The sequence below is a fragment of the Pseudomonas allii genome, from assembly GCF_055380095.1.
The window spans coordinates 3,020,287-3,038,931 of sequence record NZ_AP039450.1; the positions used below are offsets into that span (position 1 = coordinate 3,020,287).

The following is an 18,645-nucleotide window of genomic DNA, read 5'->3' on the forward strand; positions in this document are numbered from 1 at the left end:
CTCGTTTTTAGTTTTTTTGGGCAACAGCAGCCCGTTGTCGCAGCGAACGCTGCGACGCAGGGAAAAGGGTTGAACTCAGTGAGTAGCGGGGCGGATCAGCCGTAGCGGCGGCCCGCCGGCGGGCAACTCAGAAGCGCCAGGAGCGGCGGCCAGCAACGCCTGGGTGTAGCTGTTCTGTGGGCGCAGCAGCACCTGTTCGGCGGTGCCGTACTCCACCACCTCCCCCTGGCGCATTACCGCGATGTGATCGCTGATCTGCGCCGCCACCCGCAGGTCGTGGGTGATGAACAGGATGCTCAGGTTCAGTTGCTTCTGCAGCTCGGCGAGCAGCTCCAGCACCTGCTTTTGCACCGACACGTCCAGCGCCGACACGCTTTCATCGGCGATCAGCACTTCCGGGCGCATGGCCAGGGCGCGGGCGATGCCGATGCGCTGGCGCTGCCCTCCGGAGAACTGCCGGGGCTTGCGGTGCAGGGCGTCGCGCTTGAGGCCGACCTGCTCCAGCAAGTCACCGGCCTCGGCCCAGGCGTGCTTGGCCGATAACCCACGCAGTTGCGCGGCGCGGGCAATGATGTCGCCGACGCGGTGGCGCGGGTTCAACGAGCCGTACGGGTCCTGGAAGATCATCTGGATGCGCCGCCGATGGGTTGCCAACGCGGAGCCGCTCAGGGCGAGGAAGTCGGTGTCGCCGACCCATACGTGGCCGCTGTCGCTGTCCACCAGGCGGATCGCGGCCTTCACTAACGTGCTTTTGCCCGAACCGGACTCGCCGACAATCGCCAGGGTCTTGCCCCGTGGCAGGTTCAGCGACACATTGCGCAGCGCCGCTACCGAGCTGCCGCCGACGGTGTAGGATTTGGCCAGGTGCTCGATGCGCAGCGCCATTTCGCCGTCGGCACTCGGCGCATGCAGCTCCGGGTGCAACGCCGGTACGGCCGCGATCAATTTGCGCGTATAGGCATGGACCGGCGCATTCAGCACTTGGTCCCGCTCGCCGATTTCCACCAGGCGACCGCCTTCCATCACCGCGATGCGGTCGGCGATCTGCGCCACTACGCCAAAGTCATGGGTGATGAACAGGATGCCGTGCTGCCCGCGCCCGCGCAGGTCGCGCACCAGTTTCAGCACCTGGGCCTGAGTGGTCACATCCAGCGCGGTGGTGGGTTCATCGGCGATCAGCAGGTCCGGGTTCATCGCCAGCGCCATGGCGATGACCACCCGTTGGCACTGGCCGCCGGACAACTGATGGGGAAAGCTGTTGGCGATGCGCGGCGGGTCCGGCAGTTGGGTGGATTCCAGCAACGCGAGCATGCGTTCACGCCGCTCGGTGGCCGGCATCTGCGGTGCGTGGATGTCGAAGATCTCTTCAACCTGCTTGCCAATGCGGATCGCCGGGTTGAGCGCCGCCATAGGCTCCTGGAAAATCATCGCGATGCGGTTGCCACGCAGGGCGCGCAAGCGGGCTTCGTCGAGGGTGCAGATATCGTGGCCAAGAAAGTCGATAACCCCGCCGGCATGCCGCAAACCCTTGGCATAGTCGCCCATGATTGCCGCCGACAGCACGGATTTACCCGAGCCCGACTCACCGATCACACAGAGGATTTCACCCTTGCGCACGTCCAGGCTGATGCCGTGCACGGCATGGCTGCGGTCGGCGCCCTTGGGCAGTTCGACACACAGGTTGTCGACCCGCAATACAGTTTGCTGGCTGCTCATGCTCAACTCCTTGCGCCTTGCTGCGCGTGTTCGTCCAGCCCGTCGGCGAGCAGGCTCAGGCCGAGCATCAGGGTGGAGATGGCGATGCACGGGAAAATCACCAGGTGCGGGAAGGTAATGGCCATGGCGCGGCCGTCGTTGATCATGCCGCCCCAGTCCGGCGTGGGTGGCGGCAGGCCGAGGCCGAGAAAGCCCAGGGCGCCGATCATGATCGCGGTGTAGCCGATGCGCAGGCAGAAATCGACGATCAGCGGGCCGCCGCAGTTGGGCAGGATTTCCACCAGCATGATGCGCAGCGAGCCTTCGCCCTGGGTGATGGCGCTGAGCACGTAGTCGCGTGAACGGATGTCGATGGTCAGCGCGCGCATGATGCGGAAGATCGCCGGGGCGCTGGTAAAGGTCACCGCAATCAGGATATTCAGCGCCGAGGCGCCGAGGGCGATGATGATCACGATGTACAGCACCAGCACCGGGAACGACAGCACGGTGTCGGCCACATACGACAGCACCGAGTCGACCCAGCCATTGAAGTACCCGGCGCACAGGCCCATGGCGATGCCCACGGCGAATGCGGTGAGTGTGGCGAGGATCGACCAGAACAGCACGGTGCGTGTGCCCCAGATCAGGCGCGAGAGGATGTCGCGGCCGATCATGTCGGTGCCGAGCAAAAAGCGGGCGCCATCATCGCCAGCGGTCATCGGCGTGAGCAGCGGGGTGAAGCTTTCCAGCGGATCATGAGGCGCGAGCCATGGTGCACAGAGGGCAATCAGCACCCAGCCGCCGACCAGCAACAGGCCGAGCAGGGCCAGGGGATGCTTGAAGGGTTTGAGCAGGTTCATTGGCTGCCTCCGCCGAGACTGCGCAGGGTGATGCGCGGGTTGAGCCAGGTGTAGGCCAGGTCAGAAAAGATCTTGCTGACACCCACCACCACGCCGCTGATCATCGCGCAGGCTTCGATCAGGTAGACGTCATGGTTCAGCGACGCGGTGTAGAGCAGCGAGCCGAAGCCCTTGTAGGCGAAAAACACCTCCACCACGATCACGTTCGACAGCAACCACGGGATGTACAGCATGATCACCGTGACCGGCGCGATCAGCACATTGCGTAGGGCATGGCGCAACACGATGCGCGTGGTCGACGCACCCTTGAGCCGTGCGGTGCGGATGTACGGCGCCTGCATCACCTCGACCATCGAGGCGCGGGTGATGCGTGCCAGGTAGCCGATGCCGAACAGGCACAGCACCATCAGCGGCAGCAGCAGTTCCACCACGCTGAAACCGTCGTTCATGCTGCTCACGCCCGGCAGCCAGTTGAGCCAGAACACAAAGATCGCCGAGACGAATACCGCGCTGGCGAAGTCCGGAATCGAGGTGGTGACGATCGACAGGAATGACACCCCTCGGTCGACCCACGAGCCCTGGCGGATCCCGGCGAGGATGCCCAGGGTCAGCGCCACCGGCACCATCACCAACAAGGCCAGCCCGGCCAGGGTCAGGGTTTGCCACAGGTTGGGCAGCAACAGCTTGAGCACCGGCTCGCGGAAGTACACCGAGGTGCCCCAATCGCCGCTGACGAAGTCCTTGAGCCACACCAGGTAGCGCCACAAAAAGGGTTGGTTGTAGCCGTGTTCCAGCAGCCACGCCGCGCGCTGGTCGGCGGCGGAGTAAGGCCCGAGGACGTTGATTGCGACGTCCTCGATGTTCAGCTCCAGGGCCAGGAACACGATCAGCGACACCGACAGCAGCGTCGCCAGCAGCATCAGCAGTTTGCGCAATAGAAAATGAGCCATCAGGTGCATGCTCCGACGGGGGATGGGAAGGGTGTTGCGCCCGTGATTCAGGCGCTCAGCCAGACATTGCCCATGGGGTAGAAGTCGGAAGGGTGCACCTGGAAGCCCTGCACCTTTTTGCTCACGGCGGTGAATTTGTCGCCCCAGAACGGCTGTACGATCACGCACGCGTCCTGCAGGATCTGCTCGACGTTTTGCATGGCCACGGCGCGTTGTTTGGGGTCGATGATGCCCATGGCTTTGTCCAGGGCGGCGTCGAACGCCGGGTCGCTGTAGTGGCTTTCATTCCAGGCGCCACCGCCGCGATAGGCCAGTTCCAGGGACATCACGCCGAGTGGGCGATGCGCCCAGTAGGTGAGGCTGAAGGCGGCCTTGTCCCAGATCGGCCAGTACTGCGCGGCGGGCACCACTTTGAGGTTGATGCGGATACCGGCTTCCAGGCAGTTCTGTTGCAGGATCTGCGCGCAGTCCTGCTCATAGCGGCCCTGGGTGTTGCCGACGATCAGATCGATGTCCAGGCCATTGGCATAGCCAGCTTCGGCCAGGATTTTTTTCGCCGCCGCCACGTCGCGTTCGCGCTTGGGCAGCGGGAAATACTCGGGGTGGGACGGCGCCACGTGGTGGTCTTCGCCCAGGGTGCCCATGCCGCGATAGGCGACCTTGAGCATTTGCGCGTTGTCGGCGCAGAGCACCACGGCTTTGCGCACGCGCACATCGGTGAACGGTTGCTGGTCGCAGGCCATACGCATCACCACGGTCTGCGCGGATTTGCAACTGAGTAACTGCGCGCCGGGCAGGCGCTTGGCCAGGTCCAGTTCGGCCACGGTCACGCGGTACAGCACATCGACTTGCCCGGCTTGCAGGGCGGCGAGGTGGGTGGACACGTCGGTGCCCATGTCGATGTAGCGCAGTTCGTCGAGGTTGGCCGGTTTGCCCCAATAGTCGGCGCGTTTGGCGAAGGTCGCCTGCTTGTTCACCGCAAACGACACCAGCTTGAACGGACCGGTGGCCAGCGGGTTCTTGGCCCAGTTATCGCCGGCCCTGAAGCTGCGGTGCACGATGGCGCAGGTGAAGGCGTTGAGCATTTCCGGGATGGCCAGGATCGGCCGTTTGAGGTGCAGGCGGAACTGGTAGTCGCTGACTTTTTCGAAGGCCTTGATGTCCTGGAATGCGGTGCGGTTGACCGACTTGGAGTCGGCGGCGATCCAGCGTTGGATATTGTGCTGCACGTCGTCGACGTTGAACCCGTCGCCGTTGCTCCATTTCACGTCCTGGCGCAGGTTGAAGGTCCAGGTGGTGAGATCGTCGGAGGGGCTCCAGCTTTCGGCCAGGTACGGGTGGGTGATGTTGTCGGCGTCGACCCAGGTCAGGTATTCCAGAGAGTTGCGCAACAGGTTCGAGGCTTCGATCCAGGTGATCAGCATCGGGTCCTGGATCTCCTGGATGGCGCAGGCAAACCGCAGGCTGCCGCCTTGGCGGGCGGGCGTACCGTCGGCGGCCTGGGCATCGTTGCCGAGCAGGGCCGAGCCGATGAAGCTGGATGCGCTGGCTGCTGTGATGCCGAGCAGGGCGGCGGTGCGCAGGAATTGGCGGCGGTTGATCTCGCCGCGTTGCACTTGGTTGCACAGTGCGTCGACGGCGGGGTGCGGCGCGTTGCCGTCCAGGGTCGCTAGAACGTTGGAGTCGGACATGGGGCTGCTCTCATGTTGTTTTTATTAGAGATGCCCGCAGTTTTGTCATCCACGCAAAGATCGACAAACGATAAATTCAGCGGTTAAACCTGCGTTAAATGCATGTTAGTCCGCGCCGTGCGTTCAAGGCGTCGAGATAGACGCGCCGGGTGATACAAAAAAATCATGTTGGCTAGGAAATGTCCCATGCCTCGTGGGATGCTTGGCATCTCGTCAGTCGTCTTCGAGTGCTTGTCATGAAACGCAAAATGCCCGGTCTCAATGCCCTCAAGGCGTTCGAAGTGGCCGGCAGCACCGGCAGTTTTACCCGGGCTGCGGAACTGTTGAACGTGACCCAGAGCGCGGTCAGCCGCCAGGTGCGGCAGTTGGAGGAACAGTTGGGCGAGCACCTGCTGGAGCGGCGCCACCATCACCTCGAACTGACCAGCGCCGGCCGCGTGCTGCTGCGTGCGCTGCACCAATCCTTCGACAAGATCGAGTTGACGGTGCGCAGTATCCAGCAGAAAACCCACTCCAACCGCCTGCACGTCAACGCGCCGCCGACCTTCACCAGCCGTTGGTTGATGCCGCGCTTGGGGCGTCTGCGCGAGGCCCATCCCGAGCTGGAATTGAGCATCACCACGTGCCTGCAGGACAGCCTGGCGCAGACCAGCACCCTCGATTGCGCGATTCGATTTGGCAATGGTGAGTGGGATGGGTTGGACAGTTCGCTGTTGATTCAGGAGCGGCATATCGCAGTGTGTGCGCCGTCGCTTTATGCCCGTGAGTGCAGTGATGGGGTGGACCTCAATCGCATGACGTTGCTGCATGTGTTGGCCAGTGAGGACCAGCGTTACCTCACTTGGAAGCACTGGCTGGACGCGGCGCGTATTCATGGCGTGGACACTCAGGGGGGGTATGAATTCGATTTGTTGGACCTGGCGATACGCGCGGCTACCGACGGGCTGGGCATCACCATTGCCGACTGGCATATGGTGGCGGCGGAGCTGGCATCCGGGCAGTTGACCCAGGTGCTCAATGTGCATGTGGAGGGGCATCAGTCCTATTGGCTGGTGACCCGGCCGGAGCAGACGGACATGCCGCAGTTGCAGGTGTTCAGCCAGTGGTTGCAGGAGGAGATCTGGTTGGCGCAGCGGCAGTTGGAGCCTTCTACGGCGGTTAGCTGATGGGGGTTGGTAGTGATCGAGTACATATCCGTTATTTGGGTAACGGCTGCTTATGGTTCCGCTCTTACAGCGGCTCACTTTTGAAAAGCCCAAAAGTAAGCAAAAGGCTCTTGCCCCAACACTCGGCACCTCGCTTAGGCTCGGTGTGCCCGTAATTCGACAGTGATTTGGGGGGCCGCCGCCACGCGCCATCCATGGCGCGGGGCGGCTAAACCGGCATCCCTGCCGGTTTACCCCCCAAATCCCTGTCGAATTCCGGCCAGCGTGTTTGACGGGGCGCCTAAGATCAAAAGCCAGATCAAGATCAAGATCAAGAGCGGCTCGCTTCGCATCGTGGGTACGCGGCTCCTACATGCGGAGTTTTAACCGGTGCAACGTCACAACTTGATCTTGATCTGTGCGCACAATCCGCCTTCTGCGCGGTTGCTCAAGGTTAGGGAGCCTCCGATGGCCACCGCCAGTTGTTGCGCAATTGCCAGGCCCAGGCCGGTGCCGCCGGTGCCGCGGTTACGTGAGCTTTCCACGCGGTAGAACGGTTGCATGACCTGCACCAGTTCGTCCTCGGCAATCCCGGGGCCGTTGTCCAGGACTTTGATTGACAGTTCACCCTCGGCCGTCGAGCCGACTTCCAATTGTGCGGCGCCGGCGAACTTGAGGGCGTTGTCCACCAGGTTCACCAGTACCCGGCGCAGGGCGTGGGGGCGGGTGTCGAGTACGACCGCACTTTTGCCGCTGAGGGTCACCTGTTTGTGCATGTCCTGGTAGTCGAACACCAGGCTGTCGAGGAAGGCGTCGAGGTTGATGCGGTGGCTGGCTTCGGTGGCGCCGTGGACGCTGCGTGCGTAGGCCACTCCTTCGCGCACCAGGTGTTCCATCTCGCCCAGATCGCTCCAGAGTTTATCGCGTTCGGCGCAATCCTCCATGAATTCGGCGCGCAGTTTCATGCGGGTGATCGGGGTTTGCAGGTCATGGGAAATCGCCGCGAGGATCTGCATGCGTTCCTTGAGGTATTCGGCGATGCGCTGTTGCATGGCGTTGAACGCAACGGCGGCGTGGGCCACTTCGGTGGGGCCTGTTTCGTCCAGCGGCGTGGGGTGGGCGTTAGGGTCGAGGGTCTCCACGGCGCGCGCCAGGCGGGTCAGCGGGCGGATGGCCAGGCGCACGGCGAACCAGGTGCAGCCCAGCAGCAGCGCCAGTTGCAGCACCAGCACCACTGGCAGCCAGTACGCGACGGGCAGCATGGAGGGACGCACGTCAAGGGTGATCGGGTTGCCATCGGCCAGGGTCAGGTGCGCCTGAAAGTGCTTCTGCATCCCGGGGATGTCGCGGAAGGTCAGCGCGTAGTGTTCGCCCAATGCATCGGCAATCGAGGTGGCGGCCATGGGCACGTCGTCGCTGCGCATCGGCTCGCCGGTTTCGCCGGCGTTGAGCAGGTAGCGGTAGTTTTGCCGATCCAGGCGCGGCAGCCAGCTGGCGCGCTCGTTGGCGGGCAGCCGGTCGAGGATCGCCACCGAGGTGGCCACGTCGTTTTCCAGGTTGCCCAGCATGGCGGTGCGCGCGCTGATGTAGCGCTCATAGAACTGCGCACTGAAGGACAAGCCATGGGCGCACACCAGGCTGATCAGGAAGATCAGCGACAACTGTGACGCCAGGGTACGCGGCCAGCCGAACCTTAAGCTCATTGCTCGGCCCCGAGGATTTCCACCGGCAGCGAGAACACGTAGCCCTCGCTGCGCACGGTCTTGATATAGGCCGGTTCGCGGGCGTCGTCCAGCAGGCGTTGGCGCAGGCGGCTCACCAGCAGGTCGATGGAGCGATCGAACAGATCGGCGTCGCGGCCCTGGGTCAGGTTGAGCAACTGGTCGCGGTTGAGCACGCGTTGGGGGTGATCGAGGAACACCCGCAGCAGGCGGTATTCGGCGCCGCTCAGGGCGACCAGGGTGTCGTCTTCGTCGAGCAGGTGGCGGGCGGTGGTGTCCAGGCGCCAGCGGCCGAAGCGGATCAGCCGCCCGGTCTCGCTGACCACCAGGTTCGGCGGCAGCATCCGCGTGCGGCGCAGCACCGCGTTGATGCGTGCCAACAGTTCACGGGCGGCGAACGGTTTGACCAGGTAATCGTCCGCGCCCATTTCCAGGCCGATGATGCGGTCGGTTTCATCGTTGCGTGCGGTCAGCATCAACACCGGCGTGGCTTTGTGCTTGCCCACCCGTAGCTCGCGGCACAGCTGCAAACCGTCGTCGCCGGGCATCATGATGTCCAGCACGATCAGGTCCACCGGTGTGGTGTCGAGGAAGCTGCGCATCTGACGGCCGTCGGCCACCACGGTGGTGCGCATGCCATTCTTTTTCAGGTAGTTGCCCACCAGTTCGCGGATTTCCCGGTCGTCATCCACGATCAGGATGTGATCGACATGATCCATGCTGCTTTCCTCGTTAAATACTCATTGGGGCGCAGTCTAGCCACTGGCGGCGGCCTTGCCTTGTGCCCTTTGTATTGCAGTGTATCTGGCGATAAGGAGATACATGACGAGGCAAAAATACCGGCGTGAACGCCTACAGGGTGTGTGAAGCCCCCGGCAACAGGGCTTCAAACACTTGCTGTACCTGGGGGTCATCGCTGTGGGCCACATTGAAACGCATGGCGTCACGGTGCGTCGCGTCATAGCCAAACAGCGTGCTGGGCGCCAGCACCATGCCCTGTTTCAAGCCTTCCTGCGCTAGCCGCTCGCCGTTCACCCCTGGCGGCAGGAGCGCCCAGATGAACATCCCGCCTTCGTAGCCCATCGGCAATTCGCAGCCGCAACGCCTGAGCCATTGCTCGACCCTTCCGCCGGCTTCCATCAAGCGCTGCACCATGCGCTTGCGGTGCCTGGCGTAGCTGCCTTCGCTGAGCATGCGGTACAGGAGCTGCTCGAACAGTTCGGAGGTCACACCGCCGCTCATCAGTTTCATGTTGGTCAGGTTCGCCGCCAATTGTGGCGCCGCCACCACGAAGCTGACGCGGGCGTTGGCGCTCAGGCTCTTGGAGAAGCCCGACAGGTAAGTGACCTGGTCCAGGCCAGCGAGGGCTGCCAGGCGCGGCGGCGGGTTGGGGTGCAGGTCGCCGTAGAGGTCGTCCTCGACGATATGGCAAGCGTATTGCTGGGTCAGTTGCAGCAGGCGAAACGCCTGGCCGGGACTGAAGGTATGACCGGTCGGGTTTTGCAGCACGCTGGTGGTCAGGTACAGGCTGGGACGATGTTCGGCCAGCAGTTGTTCGAGGGCCGTGAAGTCAAAGCCGTCGGGACGGCGTTGGATTGTCACCACCTTGACCCCGTGCAGCGCCAGGTTGGCGTGGAAGTTGAAGTAGCACGGCGTGTCCAGCAGTACGGTGTCGCCGGGGCGTGCGAGCAGGCGCATGAGCATGTCCAGGCCTTGCACGGTGTTGGGGGTGGTGATGATCTGTTCCACCGAGACCGACAAACCTTCGCCGTGCAGTTTCTGTTGCAGCGCCTGGCGCAACGGCAGCAGCCCGGCCGGCGTGCCCATCCCGGCGATACGTAGCGAAGGCGCACGCACCACGCTGCGCATGGCCTGGCGAATCGCTTCGCTGTCCAGCCAGGGCTCGGGCAAGTGGCCGCCGCCGGGGCGCAGGTCGCCGTAGACCGTGGCAAGGGGGCGGCGCAAGACGCTCAATAGATCCTGGGGCAGCAACTCGACCCAGGCGGCTAGGGCCGGGCGGACGCTGTCTGCGGCGACGAAATAGCCGCGGCCCTGGCTGGAGGTGAGCAGGTTGCGCCCGCGCAGGCGGTCGAGGGCTTCGTTGAGGGTAAACTTGCTCACGCCCAGGGTCTGGGTCAGTTCGCGCACAGAAGGCAACTTGCTGCCGGGTGCCCATTCACCGTTTTCGATGGCCTGGCTGAACGCCTCGACGATCTGTTGCACTTTGGGGGTGCCCTCTACAAAGGCGATGGCCGATACGAACATGGAGGTTCCTTATCTTTGCCGGTGATTTTACCGGTGAAGTTCGGGCGGATTAGGCCTCACTTTACCTGCCTTGCGCAACGCCGACTGCCTAGACTGCGCGCTCTATTCCTCAGGTCTGTGACCATGACAAGCGTGTTGAGCCTTTCTTCGTTTCTGTACTTCCTGCTGTTTTGCGCCACTATCACCTTCAGCCCCGGGCCCATGACCCTGCTGCTCTTGAGCCTGGGCCTGCGCGACGGCCTGCGCCGCTCGATCCCGGCGCAGATCGGCGCCAGTGTGTCGTACCTGATTTCGATCCTGATCTTTGCCGTGGGCTTCTCGGCGTTGATCAAGGGCAACCTGGCGATCACCCAGGGCATCCAGCTGGTCGGCGTCGCCTACATCCTCTACCTGGCCTACAAACAGTGGACCAGCAGCGGCCTGGCGCTGGACCGTGCCGGTGCAGTGGAGGGCGCGCGCAGCCTGTTCGGCAAGGGTTTGCTGACCGGGTTTTCCAACCCCAAGGCCATCATTATGTTCAGCGCGGTGTTCCCGCAGTTCGCCGGCGTGGAGGGGCACAGTTCGGCGTTGGACATTGGCATTCTCGGGCTGACGTTCCTGTTGCTGCAATTCGCCAGCGGCTGCCTGTATTGCTACTTCGGGCAGCGCATCAAGCATGTATTGGAAAACCCCAGGCGTCGTGTGCTGCTGCAACGCATCACGGCTGTTTTGCTGCTGGGCGTGGCGTTGATGTTGGCGCGGGGCTTTGCCCAATGAGCTTATGAGTGGTAGTGGCGAATTGCCGGTGCCCTGATAGACTCCTGGCATTCACTCAGGATTTCACCCCACCATGTCTGCTGCAGAAGGAAACGGACTTCCGCTCGCTTCACGGCTGTACAAATCCCGCACCCTGGGGCTGACGCTCGGCTTCGTGTCAGTGGTATTCGGGATGTATCCCCTGGACCCCGCCTGGTGGGTGTGGGCCTGGATGGTGATCAACGCGTTCGTCTGGCCGCACCTGGCGTTCCAACTGACCTTGCGCACCACCAACGCATTGCGCAGCGAACGACGCAACCTGCTGTTCGATTCCTTTTGCGGTGGGTTCTGGGTCGGCGCCATGCACTTCAACCCACTGCCCAGCGTGACCACGCTGTCGATGATGACCATGAATAACGTGGCCATCGGCGGTCCGCGTTTCATGCTGGCGGGATGGGTGGCGCAGACGCTGGGTATCGGCACTGCGTTGCTGATCTTCGCGCCCGCATTCATTGCCGTGACCAGCCAGGCGCAGCTCTACGCCTGCCTGCCGATCCTGATGCTGTACCCGTTGGCCCTGGGCTGGATCTGCTATCGCCAGGCGGTGACCCTGGCGCGCCACAAGCGTGAGCTGTTGGCCCTGAGCCGCACCGACAGCCTGTCCGGCCTGCTCAACCACGGCGCGTGGCAGGACCACCTTGAGATCGAGTTCCAACGCTGTCGCCGGGATTCCATGGGCGCCGCCATCGCGCTGATCGACATCGACCATTTCAAGACCATCAATGACACCTACGGCCATGTCACCGGCGATATCGTCCTGCGCCAGCTCAGCAAAGTGCTGCGCCAGAACCTGCGCGCCACCGACCTGGCCGGGCGTTACGGTGGCGACGAGTTCTGCGTGATCCTGCCGGGCATGGCGCTCAACCGCGCCACCGAAGTGATGGACGCCTTGCGCGATCGCTTCAACGCCTTGGCCTACGCACAGGACCCGACCCTGCGCGCCAGCCTGAGCATCGGCCTGGCGCCTTACCAACCGACCCACGCGGATTCGACCCGTTGGCTCAATGACGCCGACCAGGCCTTGTACGACGCCAAAAGCAGCGGGCGTAACCGTGTCAGTGCCGTGCAGGGGGGTTGGTTGCGATCGGTCTAGTGGGGTAGGGTGTGGCGGCACCTTCCAACAAAAAACAAGGATCGGTTCATGCTCTTCACCTTCTCCCGTACCCTCCTGGCCGCCACCCTGGCCATGTCCTTCGCCGTGCCGGCCTACAGCGCCGAGCCCCATAAACAGATCCAGGCCCAATCCGAACACTACAAGGCTGACGCCCTGAAACTGCTGGAGCGCCTGGTCAATATCGACTCGGGTTCAGGTTATGAACCGGGCCTGACCCAAGTGCGCGATATCGCCGTGGATGAGCTGAAGCAGTTGGGCTTTTCCATCCAACTGGTGCCGGACAAGGCCGCCAACAACAGCCACGTGGTCGCCACCCTCAAGGGCACTGGCAAAGCCAAAATCCTGCTGATGGCCCACATGGACACCGTGTTCAAGGAAGGCTCGGCCGCCGAGCGCCCGTTCCACATCAAGGACGGCCGCGCCTATGGGCCCGGCGTGATGGATGACAAAGGCGGCATCGTCGCCGGCATCTACGCGCTCAAAGTCCTCAAGGACCAGGGCTTCAAGGACTACGCGCAAATCACCTTCCTGCTCGATGCCAGCGAAGAAACCGGCTCCGACGCAGCCTCCGAGCTGATCCGCCAAACCGCCAAGGCCCACGACGTCACCCTCAACCTCGAACCTGGGCGCCCGGCCGACGGCCTGGTGGTGTGGCGCAAAGGCAGCGCCACTGCGGTGGTCGAAGTCAAAGGCAAAGCGGCCCACGCCGGCGTCGCCCCGGAACTCGGGCGCAACGCCGCGATGGAAGCGGCGCACCAGATCCTGCAACTGGGCAAGCTGGGGGATGCTGAGAAGAAAACCACCATCAACTTCACCGTGATCAAGGCCGGCGACCGCACCAACGTCATTCCCGACCAGGCCATTGCCAAGGCGGATGTGCGCGCGGCACTGCCGGAAGAGTTTGATCGCATCGAGAAGGATCTGGCGCGGGTGTCGGCGAACAAACTGATCCCGGAGACCGAAGTGAAGACCACCTTGCAGCGTGGGCTGCCACCGATGCCGCAGACGCCGGAGTCGGACAAGTTGGTGGCGATTGCCCAGGGGATTTATGGGGAATTGGGCAAGACGTTGACGATCGAAGGCAGTGGCGGCGCGGCGGATGCCAGCTTGTCAGCCGGGGTAGGGACGCCGACGTTGGATGGGTTTGGGATTGTTGGCGGGAATATTCATACGCTCGAAGAGTATGCGGAGGTGGAGAGTGTGGTGCCGCGGGTGTATCTGTTGAGTCGGATGATTATGGAGCTGAGCAAGCGCTGACTGACGCTCTTCTGTAGTGAGCAGGCTTGCCCTGCGTTGGGCTGCGCAGCAGCCTCAAAACAGACAATGCTGGTTTACCTGAAAATACTCATCGCCTGGATTGGGGCCGCTGTGCGGCCCAGCGCAGGGCAAGCCTGCTCGCCTCAGGGTGCTTTTCAATCAGGATTTTCTTGTTTCACCAAGTACTCATTAAATTTTACAATAATGTGATTCAACCATGATCGTCCTGAAGCCCATTGACTGGGATAGTAGTAATAACAGTGCTGCTCGTGTAGTAAGTTATTTTGAAGGGTGGACTCGTCTGTGTAGTTGCTTATTAGTTCTAGGATGTCATTTTTTACCGTTATTATTGTGCTTCTTGATGAGTCAAGTAAAAAAGAGTCAATGACTTCGTCAGCTGATGAGTGTTCTAGTATCCAGTCTTGATTGAAGTAAGCGCCGAAAAATTGCTGCAACGCTGTCAGTGTAGTATTCATTTTTCTGGGTATCCTGTCAGTAATAGATAGCCATCCGGCATATTAGCTCTTCTCTTCAGAACTAGAATGAAATTGTAAACGGGTACGGGCGTTTCAGTGCCTCTAATAATACTCACGCCTACAGGCCGGTTAGAGCTGTCTTTGATTAGATGTTTGTTATTTTCTCCTTCTAAAAATTCTAAAATTTCGCTCCGATGTTTTTTTAAGCTCCTGGATACTAGGGCTTCTGCTTCATCTAGGTTTTTGAACGTTGATGCTGCAGGTATATGCGGTTCCAGATTTAGCCTTGTAATCAGTTGTGCTTTCGTCTGCGCAACATGCTTTTGAATCAAGTGCCCGCCGGCATTTTCATGTGCATCTAGTACGCCGCCAGGGCAATTTACAACTTTACAACTCAGTCCTAGCGGATCTACCCACCCGGTAGGGTTCGGCACGTACTGGAACGTGTTAATCCCACCCGCCAGCTTCACCGGATCCGGCGTCAGGTACCGACCAACATCCGGATTGTAGTAGCGATGGCGGTTGTAGTGCAGCCCGCTTTCCTGATCGAAATACTGACCCTGGAAGCGCAGCGGATTGTCGACTTTTCCGATGTCGAGTCGGCTGATTTCGCCGTAGGCACGGTAATGCGTCGACCAGACGATTTCTCCATCCGGGGCGGTGAGTTCCTGCGGCGTGCCGAGGTGGTCGAGTTGGTAGTGGTAGGCCTTGGCTCCCTTGGGGCCGAAGCCTTCCAGCAGCGCCAGCGGGCGGAAGCTGTCCGGTTCGTAGAGGTAGCTGCGGTGCCGATCCGCGTGGTGTTCGGCGATGAGCTTGTCGCCTTGCCAGAAGAACTCGGTGGTCACACCGTCGACGGTTTTGCTGATACGCCGCCCAAACGGGTCGTAGCGGTAGCTGGCGGTCTGGCCGTTGGGCGTCTTAACGCCGATCAGACGATGCTGACAGTCGTAGCGGTATTCGGTAACGAGGGCGTGGCCCTTGCCACGCCGTTCACGGATAAGGTTGCCGAAGGCGTCATAGTCGTAATGGCGGTCGCCCTGGATCATCAGGCGGTTGCCAGCGACGATGTCGGGGCCGGGGCGGTTTTGCATGAGCAGGTTGCCAGCCGGGTCGTGGCCGAAGCGTTCTTGTGCGTCTTGGGAGTGGTCGGCGCGGGTGAGGCGGTTGAGTGGGTCGTAGTGGTAGCGGTGTTCGCCCTTGCGGGTGTCGAGCAGGCGGGTGAGGTTGCCGGTGTTGTCGTAGTCGTAATGACGGCGGTATAGCGGGCCTTCGGCATCGTTGATGCTCTGGTTGAACAGGCGGCCCTGGTGGTCGTGCTGGTAGTGGCTGAGCAGGTTTCCTTGGGCGCGTTGCTGTTCGCGGCCAGCCTTGAACAGGTGTGAGGTAAGAACAGCGCCGTTCAGGTCGACGGTGGCGAGTTGGCCGCCTTTGTCGTGAGTGAAGGTGAGGCGGTTGTTGTCCGGCAGGCGCAGGTTTTGCAGGTGACCACAGGCGTCGTAGCCGTAGCGCAGGGTGCCCCAGCCTTGGTGTTCGGCGGTGAGGCGGTTTTGGCTGTCGTACTCGTAGGCCAGGGCCCAGTGGCCGTCTTCGACGCTGAGGAGGTTGCCCTGGCGGTCGTAGGTGTAATCGACGGTATTGCCATCGGGCAGGGTTTTTCTGACGAGGCGTCCGGCATGGTCGCGCTCGTAGCGGGTAACCAGCTGACTGCCGTCATCGCCGTGTTCGGTCTTTTCCTGAAGGTTGCCGTTGAGGTCGTATACGTACGCCGTGCGCTGGCCGTCAAAGCCGATTTCCTGCTGGATCAGGCCGTTGTTGTGGTACTGGAGCCGGTAGGTCTCGCCCACCTCGTTTTCGATCTCGGTCAGCAGTAACCGCGCGTTGTCGTAGCGGTACTTGACTTGGCTGCCATCGGCATTGATGCGGCGGCTGATCAGGTGCAGGCCGTCGGCGTATTCGTAGCGGGTGACGTTCCCCAACTCATCGCGTTCAGCGGTGATTTTTTCGTAAGGGTTGTAGGTATATTTACGCGTGTCGCCGCTCGGCAAGACGACTTGGACTAATCGCCCAACGTCGTTCCACTCAAATTGTGTGAGCGCTCCGTGCTCATCTTCTTGGGATATCTTTCGTCCAAGGTCGTTATAGCGATAACGCTTGATCCCGCCATTCGGCAACTGCTCTTCAAGCAACTGCCCACGTTCATTCCACACCAGCCGCTGACAGCTGTGATCCGGGTGCCAAACCCCAACCAGTTGCCCATATTTGTTGTAGCTGTAGTCAGTAGCGTTGCCATCAGGATCGGTCTTGCGCGTTACATCGCCCTGATCATTGCGCTCATACTTCCAGACGGCTTCACCACGCCGCACCACCCGTACGAACCCGTTGTCATGCTCGTAGGTCGTCGGCTCATCATCTCCCGGAAACACCGCCACCAAACGCCCAGCTTCGTCGTACTGATACGCGGTGATCGCCCCGAGCGGGTCCTGCTCAACCGTCAGCCGGCCTTTTTCATCGTAGGATTTGAAATGCTCGGCACCGTCCGGGTCCACCCGCTGCACCAGCCGCGCTCGCTGGTCATGTACGTAGACTTCCTGGCTACCATCGGCGTTAAACACCGTGACCTGGCCGTTGTCATCCCAGGCATAGCGCGTGTCCATCTGCGAGAAACTGGCCCAATGCCGCACACATCGCGCCGCCTTGCCAGCCCGTTCCCACTCCCAGAAGAAACTCGCACCACCGGCCAAACCGCGCTCAAGAATGACGTGCTGTTCGTCGTACCGATAAACCTCGCTTTCACCGACGGCATTGGTCGCCGAAACCAGTCGTCCCAGCTCGTCATAGGCGTAGGAAACAACCGTCTGCTCCGTCACCCAAACAAACGGCCCGTCATCCACAACGCGATGAATCTGGTAATCCACCGCCACAATCCGACCCGACGCATACCGCAAGAACAGCGAGCGCCCGACGCCGTTATCCACCCGCTCAACACGCCCCAGAAAGTCCCGGGTAATGCGCAGCCGGTTGTCATACGCGTCGCTGATCGCTGTCAGCACACCGTCGCGGAAGTGGTAGAAACGCGATGCCTGCGCCAGCACCAGTTCATCGGGCAGAGCACCCAAATAGATCGCCGCTTCGGCCAGGCTATTGGTGATCGCAGGTCGAGAGGCCGTAGGCAAGGGCAGGGTGGTGGAGCGGTTTTCATGATCGGTCCACACCACCGAATCACCCTCAACCACCAGCCGATGCGCCAGCGAGTGGCTCCAGCCAAACCCCAACCCACCATCCAGTTCCACCGCACTGGTGCGGTATAACCGGGTCCACTCAAACGGCAGAATCCCGTCGAGTGTCCCATCGGTGAGGGTCAGCAGTTCCTCGCCGGTAACCATCGACACCGGGCACCCGTTGGTGGCGGTTTTGTCCGAAGAGGCGGCAGCATCCCCATTCGGGTTTCGAGCAGAAACCGGCACATCATCCACATGCTGTTGCTGAACCAGCACAGTTCGCTGGGACTTGCTGCGCACCGCAGGCACCGCGTTGGCAACCACCTGATCCCCAGCCTTCAACGGCGCATCTGGAATCACCCTGATCGGCGTAGCGGAGCTACCCAGCAACACCGGCCTGGCCGCCTCGACATGCGCGTCCAACCGAGGCCCGACCAACTGGTCCGCCAGCATTTGCAACCATCTACGCACGCGTCCGGACTTGATGTGCCCCAGCACCTGCATACCCAAACGAAGCTGAACCCCCATGCCCCGCGTGGCCCAGATCAGAAACAGATTGATCAGCACCTCGCCGGTGACTTCCCCCATCACCTCGCTCATCGCTTGCGGCGGCAACATCCGTATCCAACTGCAGATCGCCGACAGGTAGATAAACATCAACGGCTCATCGCTGAGCACGAGCAGGCCCTGGGCGATGGCGTCCTTGCCCAGTTTCAGCAGCTCATCCAGTTCGGTTTGTGAGACGTATTGCAGCAACTTCTGGCTGTTGCTCTGGAGGTCCGCCAGCAGCTCGGGCAGTTGTGTGAAATTGTCCCAAAGGCTGTAGAGCGCCTTACCCATTCCATGAAGAAAGGCCTTCTCCAGCAGCCTGCGCTGATCAAGCGGGCTGGCGTCTGTGTAGTCTTTCCACTGGGCTTCGAAGGTGTTTTTCCACGCCTCGCGCAGGCGAGCGTCCAATGCATCAATCACCGATTGATAAGACGCATACAGTGCCTTGACGTGGTCCTTGGAAACGTTGGGATAGAAGTTGACCCGGTATTGCTGGTTGCGCTCACACTCGTCGATTTCGAGAATGCCGTTCGGGCCGATGGTCTTGCGGATCGGCTCGCCCAGTGGGCCGCCGTTGGGGTCGACACGCTGCAACATCACCGGCGTGTTGCCGATGGGTACGAACTGCGTGCTTTGGAACAGGTGCACCAGGGTCAACTTGCCGTTGGCCTGGCAAGTCGCAACGGTGGTGCTTGGGTATAGAGAACGATTGATCGGCGCGACCAGCGCCACTTCATCCCCGACCTTGAAGACTTGCTCGACATTCAGCGCCGACAAGCTCCAAAAGCTTGAAGCCCACGCGTCAAAGGTATTCAGGCATTCCCGGAAATCGCGAAAGACGCTTTCGACATCGACCGTCTTCACATCCATTGGGGTCAGGGCCAGCCTGCCAATGGCCGGGTTCAAGAA

Annotated in this window: 13 protein-coding genes; 4 read left to right on the top strand and 9 right to left on the bottom strand. The window is 61.5% G+C overall.

The annotated features are described in order from the left end of the window. Nucleotides 1-75: 75 nt before the first annotated feature. From ACZ445_RS13510 to ACZ445_RS13525, 4 genes are read right to left on the bottom strand one after another with little or no spacing between them, the layout of a single operon-like run. The gene (locus ACZ445_RS13510; protein ID WP_058427573.1) at nucleotides 76-1,716 is read right to left on the bottom strand and encodes a dipeptide ABC transporter ATP-binding protein; all 1,641 of its coding nucleotides are present in this window, start codon (nucleotides 1,714-1,716) and stop codon (nucleotides 76-78) included. 2 nt (nucleotides 1,717-1,718) lie between these two features. Next, nucleotides 1,719-2,555 carry an ABC transporter permease gene (locus ACZ445_RS13515; protein WP_058427574.1) on the bottom strand — a complete coding sequence of 279 codons (837 nt, stop codon included), beginning with the start codon at nucleotides 2,553-2,555 and terminating at the stop codon, nucleotides 1,719-1,721. Next, nucleotides 2,552-3,505, bottom strand: coding sequence for an ABC transporter permease (locus ACZ445_RS13520; protein WP_058427577.1), 954 nt, complete (start codon nucleotides 3,503-3,505; stop codon nucleotides 2,552-2,554). The genes ACZ445_RS13515 and ACZ445_RS13520 overlap by 4 nt, the downstream gene beginning before the upstream one ends. A gap of 47 nt (nucleotides 3,506-3,552) precedes the next feature. Beyond that, on the bottom strand, nucleotides 3,553-5,196 hold the full coding sequence (locus ACZ445_RS13525) for an ABC transporter substrate-binding protein (RefSeq protein WP_058427575.1): 1,644 nt from the start codon (nucleotides 5,194-5,196) through the stop codon (nucleotides 3,553-3,555). Nucleotides 5,197-5,432: 236 nt separating this feature from the next. Between ACZ445_RS13525 and ACZ445_RS13530 the strand changes: the two genes are divergently transcribed. Beyond that, entirely contained in the window at nucleotides 5,433-6,362 is a 930-nt protein-coding gene (locus ACZ445_RS13530; protein ID WP_058427576.1) for a LysR substrate-binding domain-containing protein, read from the top strand. Nucleotides 6,363-6,739: 377 nt separating this feature from the next. Here ACZ445_RS13530 and ACZ445_RS13535 read toward each other — a convergent pair whose 3' ends face one another. From ACZ445_RS13535 to ACZ445_RS13545, 3 genes are all read right to left on the bottom strand, one after another. Continuing rightward, a complete protein-coding gene (locus tag ACZ445_RS13535; protein ID WP_058427799.1) occupies nucleotides 6,740-8,044 on the bottom strand; it encodes an ATP-binding protein in 1,305 nt (434 codons plus the stop codon). After that, nucleotides 8,041-8,781, bottom strand: coding sequence for a response regulator (locus ACZ445_RS13540; protein WP_028616631.1), 741 nt, complete (start codon nucleotides 8,779-8,781; stop codon nucleotides 8,041-8,043). The genes ACZ445_RS13535 and ACZ445_RS13540 overlap by 4 nt, the downstream gene beginning before the upstream one ends. A 133-nt stretch (nucleotides 8,782-8,914) precedes the next feature. After that, nucleotides 8,915-10,327: an aminotransferase-like domain-containing protein gene (locus tag ACZ445_RS13545; RefSeq protein WP_464705411.1), complete on the bottom strand. Its 1,413-nt coding sequence runs from the start codon at nucleotides 10,325-10,327 to the stop codon at nucleotides 8,915-8,917. 123 nt (nucleotides 10,328-10,450) lie between these two features. Here ACZ445_RS13545 and ACZ445_RS13550 point away from each other — a divergent pair, with 123 nt between their 5' ends. The 3 genes from ACZ445_RS13550 to ACZ445_RS13560 all read left to right on the top strand — a co-directional run bounded on the left by ACZ445_RS13550 (nucleotide 10,451) and on the right by ACZ445_RS13560 (nucleotide 13,493). Beyond that, on the top strand, nucleotides 10,451-11,083 hold the full coding sequence (locus ACZ445_RS13550) for a LysE family translocator (protein WP_179029614.1): 633 nt from the start codon (nucleotides 10,451-10,453) through the stop codon (nucleotides 11,081-11,083). A gap of 73 nt (nucleotides 11,084-11,156) precedes the next feature. Next, nucleotides 11,157-12,215 carry a diguanylate cyclase gene (locus ACZ445_RS13555; protein WP_464708445.1) on the top strand — a complete coding sequence of 353 codons (1,059 nt, stop codon included), beginning with the start codon at nucleotides 11,157-11,159 and terminating at the stop codon, nucleotides 12,213-12,215. 48 nt (nucleotides 12,216-12,263) lie between these two features. Beyond that, nucleotides 12,264-13,493 carry a M20/M25/M40 family metallo-hydrolase gene (locus ACZ445_RS13560; protein WP_464708446.1) on the top strand — a complete coding sequence of 410 codons (1,230 nt, stop codon included), beginning with the start codon at nucleotides 12,264-12,266 and terminating at the stop codon, nucleotides 13,491-13,493. A gap of 155 nt (nucleotides 13,494-13,648) precedes the next feature. On the opposite strand, the gene ACZ445_RS13565 is transcribed toward ACZ445_RS13560, so the two are convergent. Together ACZ445_RS13565 and ACZ445_RS13570 are read right to left on the bottom strand one after the other, a co-directional pair. Next, a complete protein-coding gene (locus tag ACZ445_RS13565; RefSeq protein WP_081049367.1) occupies nucleotides 13,649-13,969 on the bottom strand; it encodes a contact-dependent growth inhibition system immunity protein in 321 nt (106 codons plus the stop codon). Continuing rightward, nucleotides 13,966-18,606, bottom strand: coding sequence for an RHS repeat-associated core domain-containing protein (locus ACZ445_RS13570; protein WP_464708608.1), 4,641 nt, complete (start codon nucleotides 18,604-18,606; stop codon nucleotides 13,966-13,968). Before ACZ445_RS13570 ends, ACZ445_RS13565 begins: the two co-directional genes overlap by 4 nt. Nucleotides 18,607-18,645: the final 39 nt, after the last annotated feature.

Bases quoted from the DNA above. Each gene is read 5' to 3' on its own strand.
- ACZ445_RS13510 (WP_058427573.1), bottom strand. From the start codon at position 1,716: ATGAGCAGCCAGCAAACTGTATTGCGGGTCGACAACCTGTGTGTCGAA.
- ACZ445_RS13570 (WP_464708608.1), bottom strand. From the start codon at position 18,606: ATGGATGTGAAGACGGTCGATGTCGAAAGCGTCTTTCGCGATTTCCGG.
- ACZ445_RS13540 (WP_028616631.1), bottom strand. From the start codon at position 8,781: ATGGATCATGTCGATCACATCCTGATCGTGGATGACGACCGGGAAATC.
- ACZ445_RS13535 (WP_058427799.1), bottom strand. From the start codon at position 8,044: ATGAGCTTAAGGTTCGGCTGGCCGCGTACCCTGGCGTCACAGTTGTCG.
- ACZ445_RS13565 (WP_081049367.1), bottom strand. From the start codon at position 13,969: ATGAATACTACACTGACAGCGTTGCAGCAATTTTTCGGCGCTTACTTC.
- ACZ445_RS13530 (WP_058427576.1), top strand. From the start codon at position 5,433: ATGAAACGCAAAATGCCCGGTCTCAATGCCCTCAAGGCGTTCGAAGTG.
- ACZ445_RS13545 (WP_464705411.1), bottom strand. From the start codon at position 10,327: ATGTTCGTATCGGCCATCGCCTTTGTAGAGGGCACCCCCAAAGTGCAA.
- ACZ445_RS13560 (WP_464708446.1), top strand. From the start codon at position 12,264: ATGCTCTTCACCTTCTCCCGTACCCTCCTGGCCGCCACCCTGGCCATG.
- ACZ445_RS13555 (WP_464708445.1), top strand. From the start codon at position 11,157: ATGTCTGCTGCAGAAGGAAACGGACTTCCGCTCGCTTCACGGCTGTAC.
- ACZ445_RS13550 (WP_179029614.1), top strand. From the start codon at position 10,451: ATGACAAGCGTGTTGAGCCTTTCTTCGTTTCTGTACTTCCTGCTGTTT.
- ACZ445_RS13525 (WP_058427575.1), bottom strand. From the start codon at position 5,196: ATGTCCGACTCCAACGTTCTAGCGACCCTGGACGGCAACGCGCCGCAC.
- ACZ445_RS13515 (WP_058427574.1), bottom strand. From the start codon at position 2,555: ATGAACCTGCTCAAACCCTTCAAGCATCCCCTGGCCCTGCTCGGCCTG.
- ACZ445_RS13520 (WP_058427577.1), bottom strand. From the start codon at position 3,505: ATGGCTCATTTTCTATTGCGCAAACTGCTGATGCTGCTGGCGACGCTG.